This is a genomic window from Streptomyces sp. NPDC005374 (genome assembly GCF_042872225.1).
Classification (GTDB): Bacteria; Actinomycetota; Actinomycetes; order Streptomycetales; family Streptomycetaceae; genus Streptomyces.
On record NZ_JBIAKA010000007.1, the window covers coordinates 143,802 to 167,838 of the forward strand.

Here is a 24,037-nt window from a genome sequence, read left to right on the forward strand (position 1 = left end):
GCCGAAGGCGACTCACTGCCGGGGGTTCGACCGGTAGTGAGTCACCGCCGACGGGCCGCCTCCTGCCCGCGGCGCTCCCTACCGGCCGGCCAGCACCTCCCGGCAGGCCCGCACCAGCCGCTCGTCCTCCAGTACGTCATGGCTGCCGTGCCCACCGGACGGCGACGCCAGATGCCGTCGACGAGCGGCCAGTTCCGCACGCAGAAGATCGTGCAGCGGCGCTCCCGCGGGCCCCAGGGCGGCGAGGCAGGAGGTGACGGTCCGGCGTGCGGACGGATCCTCCGTCCAGGCCGCTCGCAGGACCGGCGCGGACAGGTCCCCGTCCCCGGAGATCCGCCAGACCGCGTCCGCGGCGGACACGCGTTCCCACAGGTCCTCGGCCCGGAGCAGCGGTCGCAGCCCCGGCAGCGCCGGACCCGCCGCCGACCCGAGCCGTGCCAGAGCCCCCGAGGCCGCCCGGCGCCGAGGCCGCCCCTGCGCCAACTCGCCGATCAGCACGGGCAGTACGACCGTCACGTCCCCCTCCACGGCGTACAGCGCGCTCGCGGCGACGGCCGCGTGTGCTGTCTCCAGCAGCCCACGCAGGACCGGTATGACCTCGGAGGCCGCCGCTCCCCCGATCCTGCCGAGCGCGTGCAGTGCCGCCTCCACCACCGCGTCCCGCTGCCGCAGACCCGCCGGCAGCCCACGCAGGAGTCTCAGCACCTCTGGTACGGCACCCTCGTCACCCAGCGCGGTGAGCGCCGCCAGCAGGGGCACAGCCCGTTCGAAGATCCTGGAGGAGTCCCGCGGAACCTCGCCCAGCCTGCGGCGCAGCACGGGCGCGAGCGGTGCCGCGGCCGGGCCGAGATGGCCGATCACTTGCCCCAGGTCGTCGGGGACGACAGGCCCGGCCAGCACTTCCGCGAGGACGGGCGTGGCACGGGAATCCCCGCTCCTGGCAAGGGCTTTGAGTGCGCCGCCCAGTGTCGGCGCCCCGCGCTCCCACCGCCGTACCCACAGATCGGGCCGGGAGGTCACCAGGGCTGCCAGATCGTCGGCGGCGGGAGCGGCCAGGCCGAAGAGATCCTCCAGAACGGACACCGCGGCATCACGCAACCTGCCCTCGTCGGCGCCCAGTTGGGCGCCGATCAGCGACACCGGCTCGGTCCAGTCGGCGCGCCATTCGCGCAGGAGCCCCGCCGCCATCCACACGGCGTTGCAGCGGTCGACAGAGTCCGGACTGGTCAACTGGCCCTTGAGGAGGGCCTTGCGCGCGTCGAGCCGGTCACCGAGCCCGCGGTGCAGGGTCCGCAGCAACTGCGAGCCCTCCTCGTCCGAGGGCCGCAGTCGTCGCAGCCGGCTCACGAGGGTGCCGGAGTGGGGGCAGTCGACGCCGTCACGCCGGTGGACCGGCCGCGCGGACCGCTCCCTGAGCAGCCCGACGGCGACCGGCACCAGGTCGGGCGGAAGCCGGTCGGGAGCACAGACGGCGAGCTGGCCGAGGGCGGCGAGCCGCAGCCCCGGGTCGAAGGGCGCGGAACTTCGCGCAGTCAGCAACTCCAGTGCCTCGGCCGCGTGTTCGGGACGCCGTCGTACGAAAAGGCCCAGGCTCTCGGTGAGAGCGAGCAGGACCCGTTCGTCCCGCTCCAGTGCCAAGCGCTCTCGCAACAGGCCCAGCACGCGGTCCGGTTCGTCCAGGAACCGTACGAGTGCCCCGGGCGCGGCCCGGCGGACGGAGGCGTCGGCGTCCCCCGTCAGCCGGACGAACACCTCGGCGCCGGCGCGCACGCCGACCCGGGCCCGCGCGTAGAGGCCGCTCTCGACGGCGCTGCCCCGGCCCTCGCACTCCGCTCCGATACTGACGACGAGTTCGACGATGCCGGCCCGGTCCGCCACCTGCCCGCTCGCCACGAGCGCGAGCAGAAAGGGCACGCAGGCCAGCGTCGAGTCGTACACATCTCCCTGGTGGTGCACGGCGCCGTACATACCGTCGAGGGCCCTCTCCCGCTCGACCGGGTCCACGGAGGCGAGCCCCCGCAGCAGCCCGGGCACATCCTCCGCGCTGCCGTACGCATGCCGCAGCGAGGCCCAGTCGACCTCGTCGATCCCCGTGAACACGTTGTCCTCCCCAGGCGAAGTGCCAACTCATCGGAGTCTGCACCACGGGACTGACAACGAACCGGAATCAGGAGGTGACTGTGAGCGATCCGGACAGGGGAGCGGTTCCGTTCTCGCCGAGCGGCGGCGGACGGGGCGTGCCGGACGAGGAGAGAGGCCTGGAGCGTCAGGTCCTTGAGCCGGGCGACGGCCGCGTCCGGACGACCGTCCGCGCCCTGCGTCAGGGCGAGTTGTCGCACTTCGTGCCCCAGGCCCCGCTCCGCACATGACACGGCGGCCGTGCGAAGCGCCGTGCGGGGACGCTTCGTACGGCCGCCTTCACCTGCGAAGGGTTACTTGTAGGTGATGTCGGACGTCGCGTACTTGCAGTAAGTACTGTCGGGGCCGGAGCCGTTCGTGGTCGGCTCCTTGCCGGAGTTGTTCCCGATGTACTTCTGGCACGGGATGATCTTCTTGCCGGAGTCGCCGACGATCGTGATCTTCTTCAGGGTCGCGCTGTCACCGTAGTTGGTGTTGATGCCGACGAGCTTGTTCCCCGAGTAGGTCGCCTCGATGGTGTTGAGGTTGATCGTCCGCTTGTACTGCGTCGAGCAGTTGCCGCAGGAGCGCACGAAGGTGCCGAAGCCCTGCACCGCGAAGTTGGAGATGTTGAGCGTCCCGGCGCCGTTGAACTGGAACACCTTGTCGCTCGCCGACTTCGCGCCACCGCCGGAGACGGTGTACACGTTGGACGAGGAGGAGCCGCGGAACGTCGCCGCGTCCTCGCCGACGTCCTCCCACCACACGTTCTGCAGGGTGCAGCTGCCCGCGCAGTGGATGCCGTCGGCGGCGGGGGAGCCGATGATGACGTTCTTCAGGACCGTGCCCGCGGCCAGGTTCAGGATCGGCCCCTGGTCCTCGTCCTGGTTGTCCGTGCCCAGGTCGCCCGTGCCGTACAGGCGCTTCATCCCGTAGTCCTTGGTGCCGGACAGTTCGATGGTCGAGGAGACCGCCTGGCTGCCGTTGGCGGTGGGCCAGGTGGCGGCGGTGGCCGTCGGCGCATTGAGGGTCATGATCATGCCAACCGAGAGGCCGAGTGCGGCCGCGGCGCCTGTCAGTGCGCGCGTACGCGCGCGTGGACGTACCGAAGAAGTCATGTCCCGAATCCTTCTTCCATGTCGGGGGGTGGACGGGTGGGGGGTGGTCAGAGCTTTCCGGCGCCCGCGCCGCCGGTCACCGAGGCGACGACGGAGGAGGCGGGCTCGGCGGTGTAGCCGTACGGAGCGGTGGTGAAGGTGCCGACCTGCGAGACCTCGGTGGCGGCTCCGCCGAGGTCGTTGCCGCGCAGGTTGGCGTACCCGTCGACGTCACTGTTCCGGTTCGTGGTGACAGCGACTCCGGTGCTCCGGAAGACGTTGTTCTCCACGAGCATCTGGGCGCCCATGCGCGAGTGGACGGCGGTCTCGGCCCCGACGACGTAGTTGTCGTAGAAGTGCCCGGTGCCGAAGCGCAGACTGGGGATGCGCGAGTTGACGTTGTTGAACCAGTTGTGGTGGTAGGTCACCTTCAGATGTCCGGTGTCCTCGCTCGCGTTGTTGTCGCTGTGACCGACGAGCGAGCCCTTGAAGTGGTCCTTGAAGGTGTTCCAGGACACCGTGACGTTGTCCGAGGCGTGGTTGATGTCCAGCAGACCGTCGTAGTAGTCCTTGTCGTGATCACGGTCCGCCGAGAAGGAGTTGTGGTCGATCCACACCTTCGTCGAGGCCTGCACCTCGATGCCGTCGGCGGGCGCGAGCGGCTTGCTGATGTTCAGGTTGCGGACGACGACGTTGGTGACCTTCTTCAGCCGCAGCCCGCCGCCGGTGAACCCGGACGAGGAGCCGACGCCCAGCACCGTGGTGTTGGAGCCGATGTCGACCGAGCCGCTCAGGGTGATCAGGCCGCTGACCTTGACGACCTTCGCCGTACTGCCGGTGACGGCGGTCTTGAAGGCACTCAGGGTGGAGACGGTGACCGCGGAGGCGCTGCCGCCGCCGGTGGTTCCGGCGCCGAAACCGATGGGGGAGGTCTCGGCGGCCCCGGCCGGCTGCGGGACGGCCAGGGCGGCCGCCGTCGCGAGCGCGGCCGCACCGGCGGCCAGGGCAGATCTTTGCGCGTGTGTACGTGGGGGGCGAGTACGCATGCGGGTGCGTCCCTTCGTGGTGCCTGCGTGGTACTTGGTCGGACATGTACGTGAAGAATGTTCGCCATGTTGAACGACATGCGCAGTGCAGGACAGTGATGTCCAGTCCGTTCGCCACGGACTGGTCACATCACTGAACGGAACGTAGGGGGCAAGCGCTTTCTAGTCAACGCTTTGCGCAGAAGACATTCCGCGACCCGGGTGAGCGACAGGGGCCCCGTGCGAGCGAATTCTTTCGACGCATGGGAGCGCTTCCATGGCGGCCATGTGCATGCCACGATGCTCGCCGGACGCTTCCCTTCCGAGAGATTTCCGCGGACTTCCGAGAGGGGCGAGTCGGTGGCGATCCCACACATGCGTACGTTCATCACCGGGCTGGTGCTCACTCTGCCTGAACCAAGAGTCACTGCCTCGGCCCACAGACCGGCCGCCCCGGTCGAGCGGGCGGACCCGCTGCCCGGTTCCTTCACCTGGCCCTCGACCGGCCGGCTGATCGGTTCCGAGCCCGGCGCCGACCACCCGATCGTCTCCGTGAAGGACCCACGGACTTCCGGCACTAGAGACCACGCACAAGAGGCCGTGCCCAAGAACCGCGCACAAGAACCGGGTCCAAGAATCGCGCACAAGAACCGCCGCACCTCTGTCCGCGGCGTCTCTCGCCGTTTTGACCCTGACCAACTCCTCCTGCTGAACGAAAGGGGCAAGGCCGTGTCCACCACCCCCCGCAACACGACGAGCAGACCGCTGAGTTCGGTGCTGCTGGCCCTGCTGTCGTTACTGGCGGCAGCCTTCCTCACCGCACCCTCCGCCTCGGCCCGCACCGGGGCGGTCCCCACCGCGACCCTCACCGAGGTGACCGGCTTCGGCACGAACCCCAGCAACCTGCAGATGTACCTGTACGTGCCGGACAACGTCACCGCGCATCCCGCGGTCGTGGTGGCCGTGCACTACTGCACCGGTTCCGGACCGGCCATGTACAACGGCACGGAATGGGCCCAACTGGCCAACATCTACGGCTTCGTGGTGATCTACCCCTCGGTCACCCGGTCCAGCAAGTGCTTCGACGTCTCCTCGCCCCAGGCGCTGAAGCGGGGCGGCGGCAGCGACCCCGTCGGCATCAAGTCGATGATCGACTGGACGGTCAGCGCGTACTCCGCCGACACCAGCAGGATCTACGCCACCGGCATTTCCTCCGGCGCGATGATGACCAACGTCCTGCTCGGCGACTACCCGGACGTGTTCGCGGCGGGCGCGGCCTTCTCGGGCGTCCCCTTCGGCTGCTTCGCGACGACGGACGGCTCGGAGTGGAACAGCGCGTGCTCGGGCGGCACCATCACCCACACCCCACAGGAGTGGGGCGACCTGGTGCGCGCCGCCTACCCCGGCTACACCGGCACCCGGCCCCGCATGCAGGTGTGGCACGGCACCGAGGACGACGTGCTGCGCTACCCCAACTTCGGGGAGGAGATCAAGCAGTGGACCAACGTCCTCGGAGTCGGCCAGACGCCGGCCGCCACCGACTCGCCCGTCTCCGGCTGGACCCGCACCCGCTACGGCGCCACCGGTGACCGGGCCCCCGTCGAGGCGATCAGCCTCCAGGGCGTCGGCCACAACCTCTACGCCAACGGCATGGCGGCCCGCGCACTCACCTTCTTCGGCCTCGACAGCTCGGGCCCGGCACCCCAACCCCCGCCGGGCGCCTGCAAGGTGACGGCCACGACGAACGCCTGGAACACGGGCCTCACGGCCTCCGTGACGCTCACCAATACGGGGACGACCACCATCGGCAGCTGGCAACTCGGCTTCACACTGCCCGCCGGCCAGGTCATCACGAACGGCTGGGGTGCCACGTACGCCCCGACGTCCGGAGCGGTGACGGCGACGAACGCGTCGTACAACGGCACCATCGCGCCGAACGCGAGCGTCTCCATCGGCTATCAGGCGAACCACACCGGGAACAGTGCGGCGCCGGGCGGCTTCACGCTCAACGGGAAGGTCTGCACGTCGAGTTGAGCGCTCACCCGTCATCACGGTCCTGCCGCGCAGTGTGCAGGCGCCCCGCCGGACGGCGGGGCGCCCGGCTCAGACCGACCGGTGGTACTGGTCCGGCACCCGCACGTCCCCGCCCAGCTCCCGCGCCGCATGCCGAGCCCAGGACGGGTTCCGCAGCAGCTCACGGCCGAGGAGAACGGCGTCCGCCTCGCCGTTGGAGAGGATCTTCTCGGCCTGCTCGGCGTCCGTGACGAGGCCGACCGCGGCGACCGGCAGGGTGGTCTCCGCCTTGACGCGGGCGGCGAAGGGGACCTGGTAGCCGGGGCCGACCGGGATACGGACCCCCGAGGCGTTGCCGCCGCTGGAGACGTCCAGAAGGTCGACGCCGTGAGCCTGGAGGTCGTGGGCGAAGCGGACGGTGTCGTCCGGCGTCCAGCCGCCCTCCTCCAGCCAGTCGGTCGCCGAGACGCGGAAGAAGAGGGGCTTGTCCTCGGGCCACACCGCGCGCACGGCGTCGACGACCTCCAGCGCGAAACGGGTGCGGTTCGCGTACGAGCCGCCGTACTCGTCGGTCCGCCGATTCGAGTGCGGGGAGAGGAAGTTGCCGATCAGATAGCCGTGGGCGCCGTGGATCTCGGCGATCTCGAACCCGGCGGCGAGGGCGCGATGGGCCGCGTCCGCGAACTGACCGACGATCTCCCTGATCTGATCGGTCGTCAGCTCGGTCGGGACCGGGTGGTCCTCGTTGTAGGCGAGCGCGCTCGGGCCCAGCGGCTGCCATCCGCCCGCGTCCGGGGCGAGCGGCGCGCCGCCCTTCCATGGCCGGTCGGTCGAGGCCTTGCGGCCCGCATGGGCGAACTGGATTCCCGGAATCGTGCCCTGGGAGACCAGGAAGCGTGTGATGCGGCGGAACGCCTCGACCTGGGTGTCGTTCCAGATGCCGAGGTCCTGGGGGGAGATGCGGCCCTCGGGGCTGACCCCGGTGGCCTCCACGACCACCAGGCCCGTGCCGCCGGCCGCGCGGGCCGCGTAGTGCGCGAAGTGCCAGTCGTTCGGTGCCCCCGTGTCGGGCCCCTCCGACGCGGCCGAGTACTGGCACATCGGCGCCATCCACACCCGGTTCGGGATCGTCACGTCGCGCAGGGTGAAGGGCTCGAAGAGTGCGCTCACGGCGGGCTCCATTCGTCACGGGACCGGTGGGTCGACTCGTACGATAGGCATCGTAGTACGTCATGTGTCAAACTACGATACCTCTCGTACAATGGAGGTCCCCGAGCAGTGGAGTCGCCGTGACCACCCCCGCCGTCAGCAGCCGTGACCTGCCGCATCCGGTGCGCGAGGAGATCCGGCTGGAATCAGTGCTGCACGCGTTGTCCGACCCGTTGCGCCTGCAGATCGTGCGAGAGCTCGCCGCGGCCAGCGGCGAGCTCTCCTGTTCGCACTTCGATCTGCCCGTCACCAAGTCGACGAGCACCCACCACTTCCGGGTGCTGCGCGAGAGCGGAGTGCTCCGGCAGGACTACAGGGGCACCGCCAAGATGAACGGCCTGCGCAGGGACGACCTAGACGATCTCTTCCCGGGGCTTCTCGACACCCTCCTCGACGCCGCCGCCCGGCAGGCCGCCCGCCTCCGGAGCAACTGAACCGGCCTTCGAGGGCAGGTGGTTGAAGAGCAGGTTCAGCACGATCGCCGTCAGGCAGCCCGCGCTGATCCCGCTGTTCATCACCGTCTGGAACCAGTCGGGGAACTTCGCGTAGATCGTCGGGACGCCGACCGGCAGCACGCCCATGGCCACCGAGACGGCCACCACCGTCAGGTTGTTGTTGCCCTTGAAGTCCACCTGGGTGAGGGTCCTGAGGCCGCTTGCCGCCACCGTCCCGAACATCACCAGACCCGCCCCGCCGAGCACCGGCGCCGGTACGGCCGCGACCACGGCGCCCAACTTGGGCAACAGTCCCAGCACGACCAGGATGCCGCCGGCGGTGGCGACGACCCACCGGCTGCGCACCCGGGTCATCCCGACGAGGCCGACGTTCTGCGCGTACGCCGTGTACGGGAAGGTGTTGAACACCCCGCCGAGCACGGTGGAGAGGCCGTCGGCGCGCAGGCCGTCCGCGAGGGAGCGCGGCTCGATCCCGCGATCCGTCATCTCGCCGACCGCGATCAGGTCACCGGTGGTCTCCGTCATCGTCACCAGCGCCACGACCAGCATCGACACGATCGCCGAGAACTCGAAGGTGGGTGCCCCGAAGTGGAACGGTGTGCTGATCCCGACCCAGTCGGCGTCGCCGACCCCGCCGAAGTCCGTGAACCCGAAGGGGATCGCCACCGCCAGCCCCACCACGATGCCGATCAGTACGGCGATCCGGCTCAGGAAGGCGGGTGCGAACCGCTGCACACCCAGCACCACCGCCAGTACGAACAGGGCCAGTGCGACGTTCTTCGGCGCGCCGAAGTCCGCGGAGCCGACGCCGCCCGCGACCCAGTTCCCCGCGACCGGCAGCAGGGAGAGACCGATGATCAGGATCACCGTGCCCGTGACCAGCGGCGGGAAGAAGCGCAGCAGCTTCCCGAAGACCGGAGCGAGCAGCATGATCGCCAGTCCCGCGACGATCACCGAGCCGTAGATCGCGGGCAGTCCGCCGCCGGTCGTCCCGATCAGCACCATCGGTGACACGGCCGCGAAGGTGCAGCCCTGCATGATCGGCAGCCGTACACCGAAACGCCAGAATCCGACGCACTGGATGAGCGTGGCGATGCCGCACACCAGGAGGTCGGCGGTGATCAGGTACGCCAGGTCCGCGGGCGACAGTTTCATCGCGCCGCCGACGATCAAGGGGACGGCCACGGCGCCGGCGTACATCGCGAGGACGTGCTGGAGGCCGAAGGCGGCGAGCTGGCGGACGGGGGGTACTTCGTCCACGGGGTGCACAGGGGTGGTTTGGGCCATGTCCGAGACCGTAGAGGTGTTGAACAGAATGTTGATTTCCGAGGTGTTGCGGGTTCGTTGCCGGGTGCGGGTTGTCGGTGGTTGCTCGCGCAGTTCCCCGCGCCCCTAAGTGCCGTGGGCGGCGTTCATCAGTGACTGCCAGTCGGGGAGCTTCACCACGCCTCGGCCCAGGGATGCGCCGAGCTCTGCCTCTGCCTGCTCGATGGCGCACCACCCTGCCCATTCCACCGGCTCGATCCCCGCTGCCCGCAGCGCGGCCAGCGGATCGCCCGGCAGATCTTTGTGTACGAGCGCGGAGGCGTCCTGCACCAGAGATGTCACCGTCTCCTTCGCGCACGGCCGGTTGGTGCCGATGACGCCCGTCGGGCCCCGTTTGATCCAGCCGGCCACGTACTCGCCCGGTGCGACCACGCCCTCGCGCAGTACCCGCCCGGCGAGATGGGGCACGGTCCCGGTGGCGGGGTCGAACGGCAGATCCTCCAGCGGGACTCCGAGATAGCCCACCGACCGCAGCACCAACTGGGCCTCGATCTCCTCGAATTGGCCGGTGCCGGTCACGCCGCCGAGTCCGTCCGGTGCCGTCCGCTCGAAGCGGACCGCGCCCACCCGCCCGCCGTCGGCGAGCAGTTCGACGGGACGCAGGAAGAAGCGCAGCGAGATCCGGTGGGGCGAAGGCCGTGGGCCGGCTCCCGCCCAGCCGTGCAGCACCTCCACGTTCCGACGCTGCGGCGCGGGCAGGGCGGCGGGGTCGAGGTAGGCCGGGTCCAGCGCCAACTCCTCGGCGTCCACGGCGATTTCGGTGTCCGGCAGCGAACCCAGCTCGCGCAGCTCCTTGGTGGTGAAACGGGCCTGGGAGGGGCCGCGCCGGCCCACCATGTGGACGTCCGCCACCCGGCCGGCCGCCAGCGCGGTCAGTGCCGGCTGGGGAATGTCGGTGGGGCTGAGCTCGGTCACCCCGCGCGCCAGCATCCGCGTCACGTCGACCGCGACGTTCCCCACTCCGATGACCACCGCGGACCGGACGCCGGCCACGAAACCGTCGGCCGTCGCGTCGGGGTGCGCGCTGTACCAGGACACGAACTCGGTCGCCGACCAGCTGCCCGGCAGATCCTCGCCCGCAATGCCCAGATGCCGGTCGGTCGCGGCGCCCACGCAGTACACGACGGCGTGGTACAGCTCGCGCAGCCGCCCGGCCGGCACCCCGCCCGGACCGATCTCGACCCCGCCGAGGAAGCGCACCCGCTCGTGCTCCAGGACTCCCCGCAGGTTGTTCTGGAGCGACTTGATCTTCTCGTGGTCCGGTGCCACGCCGTAGCGCACCAGTCCGTAGGGGCACGGCAGCCGGTCCAGGACGTCGACGAGCACATCGGGATCCTGCTGGACGAGGCTCTGGGCGGTGTAGCACCCGCTCGGCCCGGAGCCGACAACGGCGACACGCAACACGGCGGAACTCCTTGACCTAGGAGTCGCTGACACTTCCAGGATCGCACCGCCGGTGCTGCTCTGACAGGGTGCCGGGGTCATCCCGGCGTGCGTGTCCGTTCGTATGGAATGTGATCATGCGGTTACTTTGCGTGTGTGCTGGAAACATCCTTTTTTAATCTTTCTGATCGTTGTCCGACGGACGGCAGCGTGTCCGTGTGGCCCGCGTGGGAAGTGCGGGAGGACGCGGACTCCATGACGTGGTTCAACGTCCGGCTGGTCTTCTCCGACGGCGCGCGGGTCGACGCGCTCGCCGTGGTCGCCGAGGACGGCGTCTGCCTGGAGGACGTACGGGCGATGCCCGCACTGTCGCTCGACGACCTGGGCGCGCTCGCGGACTGGATCGAGGAGCCGCTCTTCGAGGCCTGCGGGCTGGAGCCCGGGGCGGAGGCCGAGGCGGGAGCCGGACCGCGTCGTGCTCGCCCGGCCTGGCCGCGTGGCATGGAGGGGCGCCGGCTGATCGCCCTGGAGTACCGGGCGGCTCAGGACGACGGCGTCGATCCGGTCCTGGCGGTGATGTGCGCGACCGGACACAGCCGCCGCAAGTCGCTCAGGCTCATCTCCCAGGCGCGCGACGCGGGCTTTCTGACACCACGTCACGCACGGCGCTGAACAAGGCGGTTCGCCGGGACCTGTCGGTTCGCAGGATCAACCGGCTGTCGGAGCAGCCCGGTTCGCGGAACGGCCCCGCTCACAACATGCCCCGCATCCGGTTGATCTCGCTCGTCTGCTGGGCGACCACGTCGTCGGCCATCTCCTCGATCCTGATGTTGTTGCCCTGGCCCTTGACGTCCGTGGCCATGGTGATCGCTCCCTCGTGGTGAGTGATCATCAGGGTGAGGAAGAGCTGGTCGAACGCCGTTCCCTTCGCCGCACGCAACTTCCTCACCTGAGCCTCGGTCGCCATGCCGGGCATCGACGCGTGCTCGTGGGCGCCGCTCTTCCCGGACTGGCCGTGCTCCTTCAGCCAGGCCCGCATCGCGTCGATCTCCGGCCCCTGGGCGGCCGAGATCCGTTCGGCGAGGGCCTTCAGCTTCGCCGACTCGGCCCGCTCCGGAGCCAGTTCGGTCAACTCCAGTGCCTGGGTGTGGTGCTCGATCATCATCCGCGCGTACGAGACGTCCGCCGAGTTGGGCGTGTCGTCGTCGGCCCGCTGCTCCTGCGCGTCCTGGGCCGACAGGGTCTGATTCGCCTCGCCAGGCTTTCCCGGCACCAGGACCGAAGGCCCGGTCGCCGGGGCCGCCCCGGAATCCGCGCCGGAGTCGCAGCCCCCGAGGGCCAGGGCTGCCAGAGCGACCAGGGTGACCGTCGCGTGGGGCGCGCGGCGGAAGAGCACAGGTGTCATCCATGGTCCCTTCATTACAGTCTCGTTGCCCTCTGTTGATCTGTGCATGGTGAAGACGATACTGCGGGGGTGCGTGAAGCGTTCCACAAGAATCGCACAGGGAGGAAACAGTGATCCTGTCGAGAAACCCCCGAACCCGGCACAGACGCCTGGGAGTTGCCGCGGCCGCCGCGGGTCTCCTGGCCGCGCTGCTGACCGCAGGACCGGCCGCCGCCACCCCCGACCCCGGGGACGGCCCGACCGCGAGCGAGGGAGTGTCCAAGAGCACCGCGGCCGAGGTGCGCGCCGCGATCGCCGACGGCGAGATACCCGGCCAGGACGAGATCGTCCACTCCGGCAACATCGAACACCTGGTCAACATCCCCAAGGACGCGCTGCCCGGCACCAATTCGGACCTGGCCTTCCAGGGCCGATACGCCTTCTCCGGCAACTACGACGGCTTCCGCGTCTTCGACATCAGCAACCCGAAGGCGCCGAAGACGATCGCCCAGGTCCTGTGCCCCGGCTCGCAGAACGACATCTCCGTCTCCGGGAACCTGCTGTTCCTGTCCACCGACTCCTCGCGCAGCGACAGCAGTTGCAGCAGCACCACGCAGCCCGCGACCGAGAAGTCGTCGTGGGAGGGCATGAAGGTCTTCGACATCAGCGACAAGAAGAACCCGAAGTACGTCGCCGCCGTGGAGACCGCCTGCGGCTCGCACACCCACACGCTCGTCCCCGAGCGCAGGAACGTCTACCTCTACGTCTCCTCGTACTCGCCCAGCGCCACGTACCCGGACTGCCAGCCGCCGCACGACGGCATCTCCGTCATCAAGGTGCCCCGCGACGCCCCCGAGAAGGCGGCGGTCGTGAACTTCCCGGTGCTCTTCCCCGGCGAGGGGCCCGACGGCGGCGGCAACCCCGGTTCGCCCACCAACCCGGGCGTCAGCAAGACCACCGGCTGCCACGACATCACGGTGCTCCCGGACAAGGACCTGGCGGCGGGCGCCTGCATGGGTGACGGCATCCTGTTCTCCATCAAGGACCCGGAGCACCCGAAGGTCATCGACCGCGTGCAGGACAACGTGAACTTCGCGTTCTGGCACTCGGCGACCTTCAACCAGAAGGCGAACAAGGTCGTCTTCACCGACGAGTTGGGCGGCGGCGGCGCGGCCACCTGCAACGCGGCGATCGGACCGAACCGCGGCGCCGACGGCATCTACGACATCGTCGGCAAGGGCGACAAACGCAAGCTCGTCTTCCGCAGCTACTTCAAGATCCCCCGCCACCAGGCCGACACCGAGAACTGTGTTGCGCACAACGGCTCGCTGATCCCGGTCAAGGGCAAGGACATCATGGTCCAGGCCTGGTACCAGGGCGGTGTCTCCGTCTGGGACTTCACCGACTCCGCGAAGCCCAGGGAGATCGGCTACTTCGAGCGCGGCCCGCTTAACACCACCACCATGCAGACCGGCGGAGCGTGGTCGGCGTACTACTACAACGGCTACATCTACTCGAACGACATCGCCAAGGGCTTCGACGTCCTCAAGCTCAGTGACCGGCGTACGGATCCGGCCAGGAAGGTGCGGCTGAAGGAGCTCAACGTCCAGACGCAGCCGGACTACTTCGACTGACCCCGGGGCTCCCGGCCCGTCTCGAAGAATCGCGACAGATCGTTGTCGTACGTCCCGTCGGGTACGCCGGTGCCCGGCGGGACGCCCTGCTCCCAGTCGAGCCGGTAGCGCGTGAACAACTCGGCGCGCAGGGTCGCCAGCGGTATCGGGACGTTCGGCAGGACCATCGCGTACACCGCGCCCATGAGCTGTGAGCGCAGCATCGGGTAGTCGGCGTCGACCTCCTGCGAACCGTGCCGTTGCATCGTGTCCCGCAGCAGCTCGGCGAGGCGCTGCTGCTCCGGGCACTCCACGAAGCCGTCGGTGTCCAGCAGCCCCGCCATGTGCTGGCGCATCAGTACCGTCCGTTCCCGGGTCAGACCCAGAACCGCGTCGATGGCCCGCGCCATCCGCTCGCGGCCGTCCTCGGTGCGCGGCTCGCGCTCCAGGGCCTCCTCGAGCGTGCGGTGCATGAGCCGGTGCACGGCGGACTGCACCAGCTGACGCTTTCCGGGGAAGTAGTACGACACCAGACCGCGTGCCGAACCGGCCCGGTCCGCGATGTCGCCGAGGGTCGTGGCCTCGTAGCCGCGCTCGGAGACGACCTCGAGGGCCGCCTGCAGGAGCCGCTCCCGGGAACGACGGCGCAACTCTTCATTGACCGAGGCGCTGCGCGGGGACATGCTGTAACTCCTGCGTTGACTGGCTATCAGCCAACTATACTCAGGGTGTCCGGACCGGCCCGCGAAAGGCCTGGTCGGGGCTGCCGCCTGCTCTGGGCGACGCGGGGGATCGTCCAGGGTGGGCGAGCATTCGCCCCAATGGTGTCCTCAGGCGACCTTCACGGCGGGGTGACCACCCGGTTTTCGGACATCTTTCTGATGCCGATCCGGATGTCAGCCCACGAGGTCGAGGACCGGCCGCAGCCCGTCGGGCCGCCGCGCCACCGGCAGATGATCCACGAAGTGCACACCGCACCCCAGGGCCGCCGCGCCGCCGTCCGCCCGCCGGTCGTCACCCACCATCAGAACGTCCCCGGGCTCGACGCCGAGCGCCGTGCAGGCGGTCTTGAACAGCCTGGGGTCCGGCTTCTGGATGCCGTGCTCGTAGGACAGCACATACACGTCCACGTACGGGTCGAGCCCGTGCGCGCGGAAGACCGGCCGCAGATCCCAGCCGATGTTGCTGACCACGCCCACCGCGATGCCGCGCTCGCGCAGCGCACGCAGCACCTCGGCGGCGTCGGGGTACGGCTGCCAGGCCGCGGGGGACATGTGACGGTCGTACAACGTGTCGTGCAGGCCGGGGTCAGGCAGTGCGACCTGCCGTGAGAGCCCGGTGTAGGCGGCCCGGTGCAGTGCGGCGCTCTCGTCCCGGACTCCCCATACGGCGGCGACCTCGTCCGGCATCGCCACTGCGGACGCCGCCCCGCCCGGCAACGCTCCCACGCGCTCCAGCTCCTGCGCGGCCCGCACCAACTCGGCTTCGGGAAGGGAGAGTTCCGCCTCGTCGAGGCCGGCCCGCAACCAGGACTCGGTGGACTCGATCCGGAACAGGGTTCCCGAGAAGTCGAACAGCACGGCGGTCATACGGTGATCCTACGGGCCCGCGTTCCAGCCGATCGGCAGCTCACCTCCGCAGAAGACGCAGACGTAGTCCTCCTCCCGCACGATTCCCCGCTCCCCGCACGTCTCACAGCGCCGGAACACCACCTCGTGTGTGAACCGGCCGGGGTGTTCGACGCCGGCCCGGTCGAGCGCGCACCCGACCGCCTGCCACGAGTCGAGGTCCGGGCAGTACCCCGTGGAGTGCCTGGTGACCTCGTGGACCGCCCAGCGGCCCGCGGCCCGGGCGAATCCCATCTCACCGGCGGCCAGTACGTCCATGCCCGCCCGCGCAGGCCACGTGTTCACTGCGGCGGGGCGCGAGCCGCAGCAGGCCGTCGAGGGCGACGACGAAGGTGAAGGGCTCCGAAACGTCGGCCGCCCCTGGCCCGGACAGCCAGGCGGCGAGGTCGGCGGCGGAACGGATGGCCCGGCCCTCCCTGTCCCGCCGCACCGTGGAGCGCAGCTCGGGTGGGCCCACATACCCGTAGGTCCGGGCCGGGCCGTCGTTCACGGCCGGTACCGCTGGTGGACCGTCACCGCCAGCGTCACCAGCATCGCGCCCAGGAGCCAGCCGCCGAGGACGTCGGAGGGCCAGTGGACGCCCAGCCAGACGCGGGTCAGCCCCACACCCACGACGGAGATCACGGCGATCGCCAGGGCCGTGCGCCGCAGGGCGCGACCGACGCCGTAGCGCCGGAGGAGCCACAGGAGCAGGCCGCAGACGACCGTGGCCGTCAGGGCGTGACCCGACGGGTAGGCCGCGAAGTGCGCGGTGTCGACGGGGTCCGGCCAGACAGGGCGCTCACGGCCGACCGCGGCCTTGAGGACCTGCTGGACCAGTGTGCCCAGCGCACATGTTGCCGCCAACCACACGGCCGTCCAGCGGGCGTTGTGCCGCCACACCAGCCAGACCACCGCGACCGCACACAGAATGCGCATCGTCCAGGGGTCCCAGACCCAGTCCGTGAGGATGCGGAAGACATGGGTGAGCCCGGGTTCGTCGACCGCCCAGTCATGGGTGGTGTCGGCGATGTCGCCGTCGACGCTGAGCAGTGGATGCCACTTGGCGGCGATCAGCACGAGCAGCAGCACCGAGCACAGGGCGAGGACACCGGTGACACGGGCCGCGGTCCGGTGCTCCGGCGGACGGGGCAGGGAGTCGACGGACGGGGTGTGCATGGTGCGATTTTCGCCGACGGGGGCGGTTCGAGGCGAATCCCGGTCGTTCAGAGGGTCAACAGCATGGCCACCATCGCGATGCCCATCGAGAGCCGGCACGCGCGCGCGAGTTCGGGCCGGTCGCCCCAGCCGACGGCTCCGCCGCCCGCGGTCACCGGTATCAGACGGACACCGGACAGCAGAACGAATCCCGCGAAGTAGAGGAGCAGTGCCCCCGTCACGACGGGGACTCCCGAACCACCGTGGTGCCCGGGGGACGACGCCATCGACACTGCCATGTAGACCATGGCCGAGGCGCCCACCAGATGGTGCAGATGATGGCTGCTCGTGCGAGCCGCCCACAACGCGCGCAGCGCGGCCCCGCCGAACACGGCCGTGTAGAGGGGCCAGGCCCATGACGGCGGGCTGAACACGGCCGCCGGCACGGCCATCGCGGCCATCCCGAAGCCCATCAGTGCCTCGCCGCCCGCGGCCCGGCGCTGTTCCTCGACGCTGCTGCGCATCCGCAGCAGGCAGTACGCCCCGGTCGCCGCGCAGAGCGCCACCAGCAGCCAGCCGGAAGAAGCCGGTCCGTGCACGCCCACCTCCCCGCTCGACGGTCGGTCAAGGAATGCCCGGGCCATGCGGCGCGCAATCGAGCGCAAGGGTGTACGCGGGGAGCGTGCGACGGAGCACGGCAGGTCAGAGGCTTCGGTCGTCGCGGTCGCCCCGCCCGACCCGACCCGGCCGGCCTCGGATGCCAGCAGCCGCGCGGCTGACCACCGAGCAGATCGTGGACACCCCGGCCGCCGCCCTGGCCCTCCTGCGCGCCACCGTCGAGGCCGCGCCCGGCGAACGGCGGCAGCCGGCCCTGCCCCAGGAGAGGGCCGTGCGCGCCGAGCAGGCCGGACACCGTACGCTCGCCGCGATGATCCGGCACCACAGAGCGGAGGGCGCACGCCCATGACGGCACCGAACGGACGGCAGGCGGGCATGACGGGGAACGACACCGTCGCCTCGGTCGTCCGGCAGTGGCAGACCGTCCACCCGGGCCTCGACACCGGCCCCATGGAGATCATCGGCCGCGTCAACCGCTGCGCCGCCCTCCTCCAGCAGGCCGAGGACGCCCCCCCTGCGCCGGGCCGGACTCAGCCGCCCCGAGTTCGACCTGCTCGGCGCCCTGCGCCGCACCGGGCACGAGCTGACCCCCGGCGACCTGGCCCGTGAGACCTTCTCCTCCGGCGCCGCCGTCACCAAACGCCTCAAGCAGCTGACCGAGCGGGGCCTGGTCGAGCGCCGGGGCGACGCCCGCGACCGCCGCGTCGCCCACGTCCGGCTCACCGACGCCGGCCGCGACCTGGTCGACGGGATCCTGCCCGAACAACTGGCGTACGAGTCGGCCGTGCTGTCCATCCTGCCTCCCGAGGCCCAGGACGAACTCGCCACCCGGCTCGGAGACCTGCTCGGCAGGCTGGAGGGCAGCCTGGGAGTACTGCGGGCCTGACCGCCCCGACCTGCGGTTTCGGAAGTTTCGGAACCCCGGTGCCTGTTGACGCGGCCCACCTGCGCTTCCTACGTTCGTCCAGGTCGGTGCGGATCATCGACTGTCGTACGGAATGTCGAACGAAGGATGGATGCCGTGGCAGCCGAAGGCCCCGCCCCCGAGAAGCTCGTCATCGACCTCGGCACCGAGACCGGCCCCTTTCACGGGGGAGCGAGCGGCACTCTCTACGGTCTCTACGGCGACGGAGTGCCCAGCCGCATGGTGGTCGAGGGCATGTATCCGCGCACGGTGACCACCAAGGCCCAGGACGGTGTCCAGCACCCCGGCGGCGACGCCCTGGAGATCCTGCCGCCCTTCGTCGCGGCCGGCGGCCGGGACGTCTACGTCTACCTGCCCGACTTCTACCGCGGCTTTCCCTACGAGTGGCCCGGCGCCACCGGCGAGGAACGGCTCGCCGGACACCTGGACGTGATCCAGCGTCAGGTCGAACACGTTTTGACGCTGGGGGAGTTGAAGTCGCACATCGTGTACGTGCCGTTCAACGAGCCCGAGGGCAACATGTTCGGCGAGGGGGAATGGAGCTACGACCGGGTGTCCTGGCGGACCGAACCGGACCACTACTTCGCCGCCTGGGAAGCCGCGTACCACCTGATCAAGGACCTCGACCCGGACGCCCGCGTGGCCGGACCCAACACCTGCATCCTCTACCCCGAGGTCAGGGACTTCCTGGAGTTCGCCAAGGCCCACGAGGTGCTGCCCGACATCGTCACCTGGCACGAGCTGTCCTCGCCCGCCGAGGTCCGCACCAATGTCGCCAAGTACCGTGACTTGGAGCGCGAGTTGGGTATCGGTCCGCTCCCCGTCAACATCAACGAGTACGCGCACAACTACCACGTCTCCGTGCCGGGCCAGATGATCCAGTGGATCGCCGCGATCGAGGAGTCGAAGGTCGACGCCGACCTCGCCTACTGGAACATCGCCGGCAACCTCAACGACTCGGCGGTGGAGGCGAACAAGGCCAACGGGCAGTGGTGGCTGTACAACGCCTACGGACAGCTGACCGGGAACACCGTCCGGGTCGTCGCCCCGCATCCCAACGTGCAGTACACCCTCCAGGGCGTCGCCGCCCTCGACCGGGAGAAGCGGCAGGCGCGGGCCCTGTTCGGCGGTGCGGGCGGCGCGGCGGACGTCGTCTTCGAGGGCGTGGACGCCGAGGTGTTCGGTGCCGTGGCCCACGTACGGCTCGTGGAGATCCCCTGGACGGGTCAAGTGGGCGCGAGCGCCCAGCCGTTGCGGCTGCGGGACGAGGAACTCCCGGTGTCCGACGGGAAGGTGACGATCCCTCTGACCGGACTCGACGAGATGTCCGCCTACCAGGTGATCCTGTCGCCGGGCGGCAACGGGGCCGTGGCCCTGCCGCCTTCGGTGCGCTGGAGGCGGACCCACGAGGCCGAGGACGCCACCTACACGGGCAGCGGCTACTCCAAGAACGGGCCCGAGGGCTCCCCGTCCGCCGTCGACCGGTTCGCCACCTCAGGCGGCTACCACGTGGGCGGTCTGCGCACCGGCTCCGACGGCGTGCTCGCCTTCGACGTCGAGGTCCCGCAGGACGGGACGTACGACCTCGTCGTCTTCGCGGGCTCCCACAACCTCGCCGACCTGGTGCGCGAGCAGGGCCCCACCAACGTCTTCCTGCGCGTCGACGGCGAGGACCCGCGCGAACTGCGGCTGCCGCTCGGCTACAAGCCGGCGGTGTGGGGGCACACCTACACCCGCGTCCCCCTGACCGCCGGCCTGCACGGGATCACCCTCGCGGCCCAGGACCCCGACCTCGGCACCACCAAGGGCGACGTGTGCGTCGACAAGCTGGACCTCGTGCTGCGCGCCGAGGACGAAACCGCGCTGTACGACGCCGAGTTCGCGGACCTCGGCGGCGGGGCCCGGGTCAGCCACGCCCACCGGGGCGCCTCGGGACCCGGAGTGGCCGTGCTCCCGCGAGGCGGCACCGTCACCTTCTGGGTGTACGCGGCCGACGACGGGGAGGCCTCCGTGACCGTCGATCTGCTCGGGCCCGGCGAGGGCGTGTTCAGCGTCAACGGCGAGGAGATCGGACGCGTCGAACGCGGTGCCGTACCGCTCTTCCTGGCCGGAGGCGTCAACCGCATCACGGTCACCGGCACCTCGGACCGTCTGATCGTGGACCGGCTGCGCATCGGTGCCTCGCACGGTCTGCTGCCCGCCACCGTGTACCCCGCCGAGGCCGGCGTCCTGACCGGCACGGCGAAGGTCACCGGATACCCGTACGCCACCGGCGGCAAGGCGGTCGACGGGGTCGGTGCCGGGCCCGCGAACGCGCTCACCCTGACGGTCACCGCCGAGAGCGCCGGACGCCATGCGCTGACGATCCGCTACTCCAACGGCGAACAGCCGCCCTCCACCCACTACAACCCGGACCCGGTCTGCCGTCACGCCGACATCTGCGTCAACGGCGGCCCCGCGCACCGCGTCCTGTTCCCCACCACCTTCCACTTCAACAACTTCTGGAACCTGTCCGTGCCCGTCACCCTGCGCCCGGGCCTGAACACCCTCACCTTCACCGCCGACGAACTGCCCGACTTCGACGGCGTCACCAGGAACGACCACGGCCGGCGCTCCGCACACGCCCCCGTCATCGACCGGATCACGGTGACGCCGCTCGCCCCGGGGGACGACCGTTGAGCCCCAGCCCCACCCCCAGCCCCACCCCCAGCCCCCGCCCCCGGCCCGCGTGGCCGCACTCATGAAAGGACTCGATGTGTCGAGCGCGCCCGCGAGGGACAACGCCTTCAACAACCCCGTGATCCCGGGGTTCCACCCCGATCCGAGCGTCTGCCGGGTAGGCGAGGACTACTACCTCGTGTGCTCCAGCTTCGAGTACTTCCCGGGCGTGCCCGTCTTCCACAGCCGGGACCTGGTGCACTGGACCCAGATCGGCAACGCCCTGGACCGGCCGGGCCAGTTGCGGCTGCCGCCCGAGACGCCGGCGTCCGGCGGACTGTACGCACCCACCCTGCGCCATCACGACGGCCGCTTCTGGCTGATCGTCACGAACGTCAGCAGCGACGGCAACGTGCTGTTCACGGCCACCGACCCGGCCGGTCCCTGGTCCGATCCGATCCGGCTGCCCGGCGTGCACGGCATCGACCCGGACCTCGCCTGGGACGACGACGGCACCTGCTGGTGCACCCTCGCGGGAGTCAGCCAGGTCCGTATCGACCCGCACACCGGGGAGACGATCGGCGAGTCCCGGCGCGTCTGGTCCGGCACTCCCGGCGCCAAGGCCCCGGAGGCACCGCATCTGTACCGGATCGGCGCTTACTGGTACCTGCTCATCGCCGAGGGCGGTACCGAGCGGTGCCACGGCGTCTCGATCGCCCGCAGCCGCACCCTCGACGGGCCGTTCGAGCCCTGCCCGGACAACCCGGTCCTGACCCATCGCGGCACCGAGGACCCCATCCAGAACACCGGCCACGGGGATCTCGTACAGGGGCCGGACGGCTCGTGGTGGATGGTGTTTCTCGGCGTCCGGCCGCAGGGCGGCACCCCCGGCTGGCACGTGCTGGGCCGGGAGACGTTCCTCGCCCCGGTGACCTGGGTCGACGACTGGCCGGTCGTCGGTGAGGTGGCACCCGTCATGGCCGCCCCTCCGTGGCCGCTGCAGGAGCCCGCCGTCGTGCCCGTCCGGGACGACTTCGACCTCGGTGAACTCGCCCACGGCTGGCTTTCGCCGCGCTCCCGGCCGGCCGAGAACTACACCACGGGGGAACGGCCCGGCTGGCTGAGCCTGCGCGCCCGCGGGACGTCGCTGGACGATCCCGAGGTCACCTTCCTCGGCCGCCGCCAGCAGCACCTCTCGTGCCGTACGCGTGTCCTGGCCGACGCGTCCGAAGGAGGCGGGGGCCTGGCGGTCCGTCTGGACGAGCAGCACCACTACGAGATCGAGGCGACGCCCGGCCAGGTGCAGGTGATCGCCCGCGTCGGCACGCTGCGAACCGTGGTCGCCTCCCACCCGACGGACGCCGGCCCGGTGGTGCTCAGGATCGAGGTGTCCGTCGCCCGGAAGGTCACCGACCCCCGCCAGGGACCGGACACCGTCACCCTCGGAGTGGAGGACGGGGAGGGCGCCTTCGTCGAACTCGCCACCCTCGACGGCCGCTACCTCTCCACCGAGGTCGCGGGCGGCTTCACCGGCCGGGTCATCGGCGTGTACGCCTCGGTCGGCACCGTCCACTTCGACTGGTTCGACTACGAGCCGGTCGAGGTCGAGGACTGACATGTGACCTTGCGGAGCGCTCGCCGACAGGCCTCGCGTCCCGGATCGGGCTGCTCGACGCTTCCGTCGGCGAGCAGCCCGAGCGGGCTCAGATCCCGGGCCGGTAGCGGATCGGGTGGTCCGCCGGCACCTCCACCAGCACGATCGGCGTGCCGTCCGGATCCGCCACCCACATCTCGACCAGGCCCCACGGCTCCTTCACCGGCGGCCGTACGATCTCGACGCCCTTGGCCAGCAGCTCCTCGTGCGCCGCGGTCACGTCCGCGACCTGGAGCCACAGCCGTACGTCCGCGGCCGCGGGGTCCTGCGAGCGTCCGGACAGTTCCAGGAACCCGCCGCCGAGGAAGTAGACGGTGCCCCGCTCCGGCCCGGTGCCGAACTCGCGGTATACGGCGAGGCCCAGCTGATCGCCGTAGAAGAGCCTGGAGCGTTCCGGATCGGTGGGGCGCAGCAGGACGCGGCCGCTCAGTACGTGCACCATGCGGGCGAGCCTATCCGGGGCGTTACTCTCGGCCGTGCCCGAGTCGTGCCCGAGAAGTGGAGATGCGCACCATGGAGACCACCGCCGGACTCACCTTCCGTGACGCCACCGACGCCGACGTGGACGCGCTCGTCGCGCTGGTCGAGTCGGCGTACCGCGGGGACGACAGCCGGGCCGGGTGGACCACCGAGGCGGACATCCTCCAGGGGCAGCGGACGGACCCGGAGGGCGTGCTCGCGGTCATCAAGTCGCCCGACAGCCGACTGCTGACGGTGGAGCGGGACGGGCGCATCGTCGCCTGCTGCCAGCTCGAACACCGGGGCAGCCACGCGTACTTCGGGATGTTCGCGGTCAGCCCCGCGCTCCAGGGCGGCGGCCTCGGCAAGGTGATCATCGCCGAGGCGGAGCGCATCGCCCGCGACACCTGGGGCGTCACCGAGATGCACATGACCGTGATCTCCGTGCGCGACGACCTCATCGCCTGGTACGAGCGGCGCGGCTACCGCCGTACGGGAGAGATGACGCCCTTCCCGTACGGCGACGAGCGCTTCGGTATCCCGCAGCGCGACGACCTGCGGTTCGAGCTGCTGGTCAAGCCGCTGGTGTGACGTTTCCGCCGTGGTTCAGGCGGTGAAGCGGCCGGTGCGTTTGATCTCCGGGTAGTCGGTCGTGGCGCCGTCCAGCTCCAGGGCCCGCACCAGCCGCAGATGGTCCTGGGTGTTGACCACCCAGCCGATGATCTTCAGGTCGGCCTTGCGGGCGGCCTCCACGACCTCCAGGGTCAGCCGGCGGATGTTCAGGCAGACGGTTCCCGCTCCGGCCTCGACGGCGCGCTCCACGATGTCGGGGCCGAACCGGCTGCCGATCAGCGCGGTGCGTACGCCGGGCACCAGCCGGCCGATCTCGGCGACCGCCTCGTCGTGGAACGAGGACACCTCGACCCGGGAGACGAGGTCCCGCCGGAGCATGACCTCGGCCAGCGCCCGGGCGGCCGCGATGTCCTTGATCTCGGCCTGGAGCGGCGAGTGCACGGCGTCCAGGACCTCCTCGAACACCGGGACGCGCTCCCCGCGGCCCGCGTCCAGGGCGCGCAGTTCGGTGAGGGTCTTCTCGGCGATCGGGCCGGTGCCGTCGGTCGTGCGGTCCACGTCGGTGTCGTGCATGACGACGAGCGCGCCGTCCTTGCTGAGGTGCAGATCGAGTTCGATGACGTCGAGGCCGGCCTGCTGGGCGGCGGTGAAGGAACGGAGAGTGTTCTCGGGTTCGGTACCCATGACTCCGCGATGACCGATGGTAAGGAAGTTCAAGGTTCAACTCGCTTCCGTCGACGGCGGCTCGGTGCAGAGCCGCAG

Annotated in this window: 22 protein-coding genes and 2 pseudogenes; 10 read left to right on the plus strand and 14 right to left on the minus strand. The window is 70.3% G+C overall.

Features of this window, described 5'->3' with window-relative positions; translation table 11 throughout:
- Window positions 1-78: 78 nt before the first annotated feature.
- Window positions 79-2,100 (minus strand): HEAT repeat domain-containing protein, encoded by a 2,022-nt coding sequence (locus ACFYRX_RS19325; protein ID WP_389101087.1) that lies wholly within the window; start codon window positions 2,098-2,100, stop codon window positions 79-81.
- Between the two features lie 80 nt (window positions 2,101-2,180).
- Between ACFYRX_RS19325 and ACFYRX_RS19330 the strand changes: the two genes are divergently transcribed.
- Window positions 2,181-2,369 (plus strand): hypothetical protein, encoded by a 189-nt coding sequence (locus tag ACFYRX_RS19330; protein WP_389101088.1) that lies wholly within the window; start codon window positions 2,181-2,183, stop codon window positions 2,367-2,369.
- A gap of 63 nt (window positions 2,370-2,432) precedes the next feature.
- Here ACFYRX_RS19330 and ACFYRX_RS19335 read toward each other — a convergent pair whose 3' ends face one another.
- A complete protein-coding gene (locus tag ACFYRX_RS19335; protein ID WP_389101090.1) occupies window positions 2,433-3,236 on the minus strand; it encodes a pectate lyase in 804 nt (267 codons plus the stop codon).
- 47 nt (window positions 3,237-3,283) lie between these two features.
- The gene (locus tag ACFYRX_RS19340; RefSeq protein WP_389101092.1) at window positions 3,284-4,261 is read right to left on the minus strand and encodes a polysaccharide lyase family 1 protein; all 978 of its coding nucleotides are present in this window, start codon (window positions 4,259-4,261) and stop codon (window positions 3,284-3,286) included.
- Between the two features lie 708 nt (window positions 4,262-4,969).
- Between ACFYRX_RS19340 and ACFYRX_RS19345 the strand changes: the two genes are divergently transcribed.
- A complete protein-coding gene (locus tag ACFYRX_RS19345) occupies window positions 4,970-6,274 on the plus strand; it encodes a PHB depolymerase family esterase (protein ID WP_389101093.1) in 1,305 nt (434 codons plus the stop codon).
- Between the two features lie 69 nt (window positions 6,275-6,343).
- Here ACFYRX_RS19345 and ACFYRX_RS19350 read toward each other — a convergent pair whose 3' ends face one another.
- The gene (locus ACFYRX_RS19350) at window positions 6,344-7,423 is read right to left on the minus strand and encodes an NADH:flavin oxidoreductase/NADH oxidase (protein WP_389101095.1); all 1,080 of its coding nucleotides are present in this window, start codon (window positions 7,421-7,423) and stop codon (window positions 6,344-6,346) included.
- Window positions 7,424-7,542: 119 nt separating this feature from the next.
- Here ACFYRX_RS19350 and ACFYRX_RS19355 point away from each other — a divergent pair, with 119 nt between their 5' ends.
- Window positions 7,543-7,896, plus strand: a complete 354-nt coding sequence (locus tag ACFYRX_RS19355; protein WP_389101097.1) for an ArsR/SmtB family transcription factor — start codon at window positions 7,543-7,545, stop codon at window positions 7,894-7,896.
- On the opposite strand, the gene ACFYRX_RS19360 is transcribed toward ACFYRX_RS19355, so the two are convergent.
- Both ACFYRX_RS19360 and ACFYRX_RS19365 read right to left on the minus strand, forming a co-directional pair.
- Window positions 7,816-9,204: a nucleobase:cation symporter-2 family protein gene (locus ACFYRX_RS19360; protein ID WP_389101099.1), complete on the minus strand. Its 1,389-nt coding sequence runs from the start codon at window positions 9,202-9,204 to the stop codon at window positions 7,816-7,818. The two genes, ACFYRX_RS19355 and ACFYRX_RS19360, sit on opposite strands and share 81 nt — an antisense overlap.
- A gap of 105 nt (window positions 9,205-9,309) precedes the next feature.
- Complete coding sequence (locus tag ACFYRX_RS19365; protein WP_389101101.1) at window positions 9,310-10,647, minus strand: FAD-dependent oxidoreductase; 1,338 nt, start codon at window positions 10,645-10,647, stop codon at window positions 9,310-9,312.
- A 189-nt stretch (window positions 10,648-10,836) separates the two neighbouring features.
- On the opposite strand from ACFYRX_RS19365, the gene ACFYRX_RS19370 reads away from it, so the two are divergent.
- Window positions 10,837-11,298 (plus strand): DUF6214 family protein, encoded by a 462-nt coding sequence (locus ACFYRX_RS19370; protein WP_389101103.1) that lies wholly within the window; start codon window positions 10,837-10,839, stop codon window positions 11,296-11,298.
- 79 nt (window positions 11,299-11,377) lie between these two features.
- Here the strand turns inward: ACFYRX_RS19370 and ACFYRX_RS19375 are convergent, their stop codons facing one another.
- On the minus strand, window positions 11,378-12,031 hold the full coding sequence (locus ACFYRX_RS19375; RefSeq protein WP_389101105.1) for a DUF305 domain-containing protein: 654 nt from the start codon (window positions 12,029-12,031) through the stop codon (window positions 11,378-11,380).
- 110 nt (window positions 12,032-12,141) lie between these two features.
- On the opposite strand from ACFYRX_RS19375, the gene ACFYRX_RS19380 reads away from it, so the two are divergent.
- Window positions 12,142-13,644 (plus strand): LVIVD repeat-containing protein, encoded by a 1,503-nt coding sequence (locus ACFYRX_RS19380; protein ID WP_389101107.1) that lies wholly within the window; start codon window positions 12,142-12,144, stop codon window positions 13,642-13,644.
- Here ACFYRX_RS19380 and ACFYRX_RS19385 read toward each other — a convergent pair.
- From ACFYRX_RS19385 to ACFYRX_RS19405, 5 genes and pseudogenes are all read right to left on the minus strand, one after another.
- A complete protein-coding gene (locus ACFYRX_RS19385) occupies window positions 13,632-14,306 on the minus strand; it encodes a TetR/AcrR family transcriptional regulator (protein ID WP_389101109.1) in 675 nt (224 codons plus the stop codon). The two genes, ACFYRX_RS19380 and ACFYRX_RS19385, sit on opposite strands and share 13 nt — an antisense overlap.
- A gap of 213 nt (window positions 14,307-14,519) precedes the next feature.
- A complete protein-coding gene (locus ACFYRX_RS19390) occupies window positions 14,520-15,212 on the minus strand; it encodes an HAD family hydrolase (RefSeq protein ID WP_389101111.1) in 693 nt (230 codons plus the stop codon).
- A 9-nt stretch (window positions 15,213-15,221) separates the two neighbouring features.
- A pseudogene (locus tag ACFYRX_RS19395) lies at window positions 15,222-15,741 on the minus strand (hypothetical protein).
- On the minus strand, window positions 15,738-16,409 hold the full coding sequence (locus ACFYRX_RS19400; RefSeq protein ID WP_389101113.1) for a phosphatase PAP2 family protein: 672 nt from the start codon (window positions 16,407-16,409) through the stop codon (window positions 15,738-15,740). Before ACFYRX_RS19400 ends, ACFYRX_RS19395 begins: the two are co-directional and overlap by 4 nt.
- A 47-nt stretch (window positions 16,410-16,456) precedes the next feature.
- Window positions 16,457-16,987 carry a DUF5134 domain-containing protein gene (locus ACFYRX_RS19405; RefSeq protein WP_389101114.1) on the minus strand — a complete coding sequence of 177 codons (531 nt, stop codon included), beginning with the start codon at window positions 16,985-16,987 and terminating at the stop codon, window positions 16,457-16,459.
- Between the two features lie 158 nt (window positions 16,988-17,145).
- On the opposite strand from ACFYRX_RS19405, the gene ACFYRX_RS19410 reads away from it, so the two are divergent.
- The 4 genes and pseudogenes from ACFYRX_RS19410 (at window position 17,146) to ACFYRX_RS19425 (ending at window position 22,204) form a co-directional block, all read left to right on the plus strand.
- Window positions 17,146-17,355, plus strand: a complete 210-nt coding sequence (locus ACFYRX_RS19410) for a hypothetical protein (protein ID WP_389101116.1) — start codon at window positions 17,146-17,148, stop codon at window positions 17,353-17,355.
- A pseudogene (locus ACFYRX_RS19415) lies at window positions 17,352-17,892 on the plus strand (MarR family winged helix-turn-helix transcriptional regulator). The gene ACFYRX_RS19410 and the pseudogene ACFYRX_RS19415 overlap by 4 nt, the downstream one beginning before the upstream one ends.
- 126 nt (window positions 17,893-18,018) lie before the next feature.
- Window positions 18,019-20,610, plus strand: a complete 2,592-nt coding sequence (locus ACFYRX_RS19420; RefSeq protein ID WP_389101118.1) for a cellulosome protein — start codon at window positions 18,019-18,021, stop codon at window positions 20,608-20,610.
- 76 nt (window positions 20,611-20,686) lie between these two features.
- Entirely contained in the window at window positions 20,687-22,204 is a 1,518-nt protein-coding gene (locus ACFYRX_RS19425) for a glycoside hydrolase family 43 protein (RefSeq protein WP_389101119.1), read from the plus strand.
- Window positions 22,205-22,292: 88 nt separating this feature from the next.
- On the opposite strand, the gene ACFYRX_RS19430 is transcribed toward ACFYRX_RS19425, so the two are convergent.
- Window positions 22,293-22,685, minus strand: coding sequence for a VOC family protein (locus tag ACFYRX_RS19430; RefSeq protein WP_389101121.1), 393 nt, complete (start codon window positions 22,683-22,685; stop codon window positions 22,293-22,295).
- A 71-nt stretch (window positions 22,686-22,756) separates the two neighbouring features.
- Between ACFYRX_RS19430 and ACFYRX_RS19435 the strand changes: the two genes are divergently transcribed.
- The gene (locus tag ACFYRX_RS19435; RefSeq protein ID WP_389101650.1) at window positions 22,757-23,293 is read left to right on the plus strand and encodes a GNAT family N-acetyltransferase; all 537 of its coding nucleotides are present in this window, start codon (window positions 22,757-22,759) and stop codon (window positions 23,291-23,293) included.
- Between the two features lie 15 nt (window positions 23,294-23,308).
- Here ACFYRX_RS19435 and ACFYRX_RS19440 read toward each other — a convergent pair whose 3' ends face one another.
- Complete coding sequence (locus ACFYRX_RS19440) at window positions 23,309-23,992, minus strand: glycerophosphodiester phosphodiesterase (protein WP_389101123.1); 684 nt, start codon at window positions 23,990-23,992, stop codon at window positions 23,309-23,311.
- Window positions 23,993-24,037 lie beyond the last annotated feature (45 nt).

Excerpts from the sequence above, each read along its gene's own strand:
- ACFYRX_RS19335 (WP_389101090.1), bottom strand. The coding sequence starts at position 3,236 with ATGACTTCTTCGGTACGTCCACGCGCGCGTACGCGCGCACTGACAGGC.
- ACFYRX_RS19340 (WP_389101092.1), bottom strand. The coding sequence starts at position 4,261 with ATGCGTACTCGCCCCCCACGTACACACGCGCAAAGATCTGCCCTGGCC.
- ACFYRX_RS19360 (WP_389101099.1), bottom strand. The coding sequence starts at position 9,204 with ATGGCCCAAACCACCCCTGTGCACCCCGTGGACGAAGTACCCCCCGTC.
- ACFYRX_RS19375 (WP_389101105.1), bottom strand. The coding sequence starts at position 12,031 with ATGACACCTGTGCTCTTCCGCCGCGCGCCCCACGCGACGGTCACCCTG.
- ACFYRX_RS19385 (WP_389101109.1), bottom strand. The coding sequence starts at position 14,306 with ATGTCCCCGCGCAGCGCCTCGGTCAATGAAGAGTTGCGCCGTCGTTCC.
- ACFYRX_RS19390 (WP_389101111.1), bottom strand. The coding sequence starts at position 15,212 with ATGACCGCCGTGCTGTTCGACTTCTCGGGAACCCTGTTCCGGATCGAG.
- ACFYRX_RS19400 (WP_389101113.1), bottom strand. The coding sequence starts at position 16,409 with ATGCACACCCCGTCCGTCGACTCCCTGCCCCGTCCGCCGGAGCACCGG.
- ACFYRX_RS19410 (WP_389101116.1), top strand. The coding sequence starts at position 17,146 with ATGCCAGCAGCCGCGCGGCTGACCACCGAGCAGATCGTGGACACCCCG.
- ACFYRX_RS19420 (WP_389101118.1), top strand. The coding sequence starts at position 18,019 with ATGGATGCCGTGGCAGCCGAAGGCCCCGCCCCCGAGAAGCTCGTCATC.
- ACFYRX_RS19430 (WP_389101121.1), bottom strand. The coding sequence starts at position 22,685 with ATGGTGCACGTACTGAGCGGCCGCGTCCTGCTGCGCCCCACCGATCCG.
- ACFYRX_RS19435 (WP_389101650.1), top strand. The coding sequence starts at position 22,757 with ATGGAGACCACCGCCGGACTCACCTTCCGTGACGCCACCGACGCCGAC.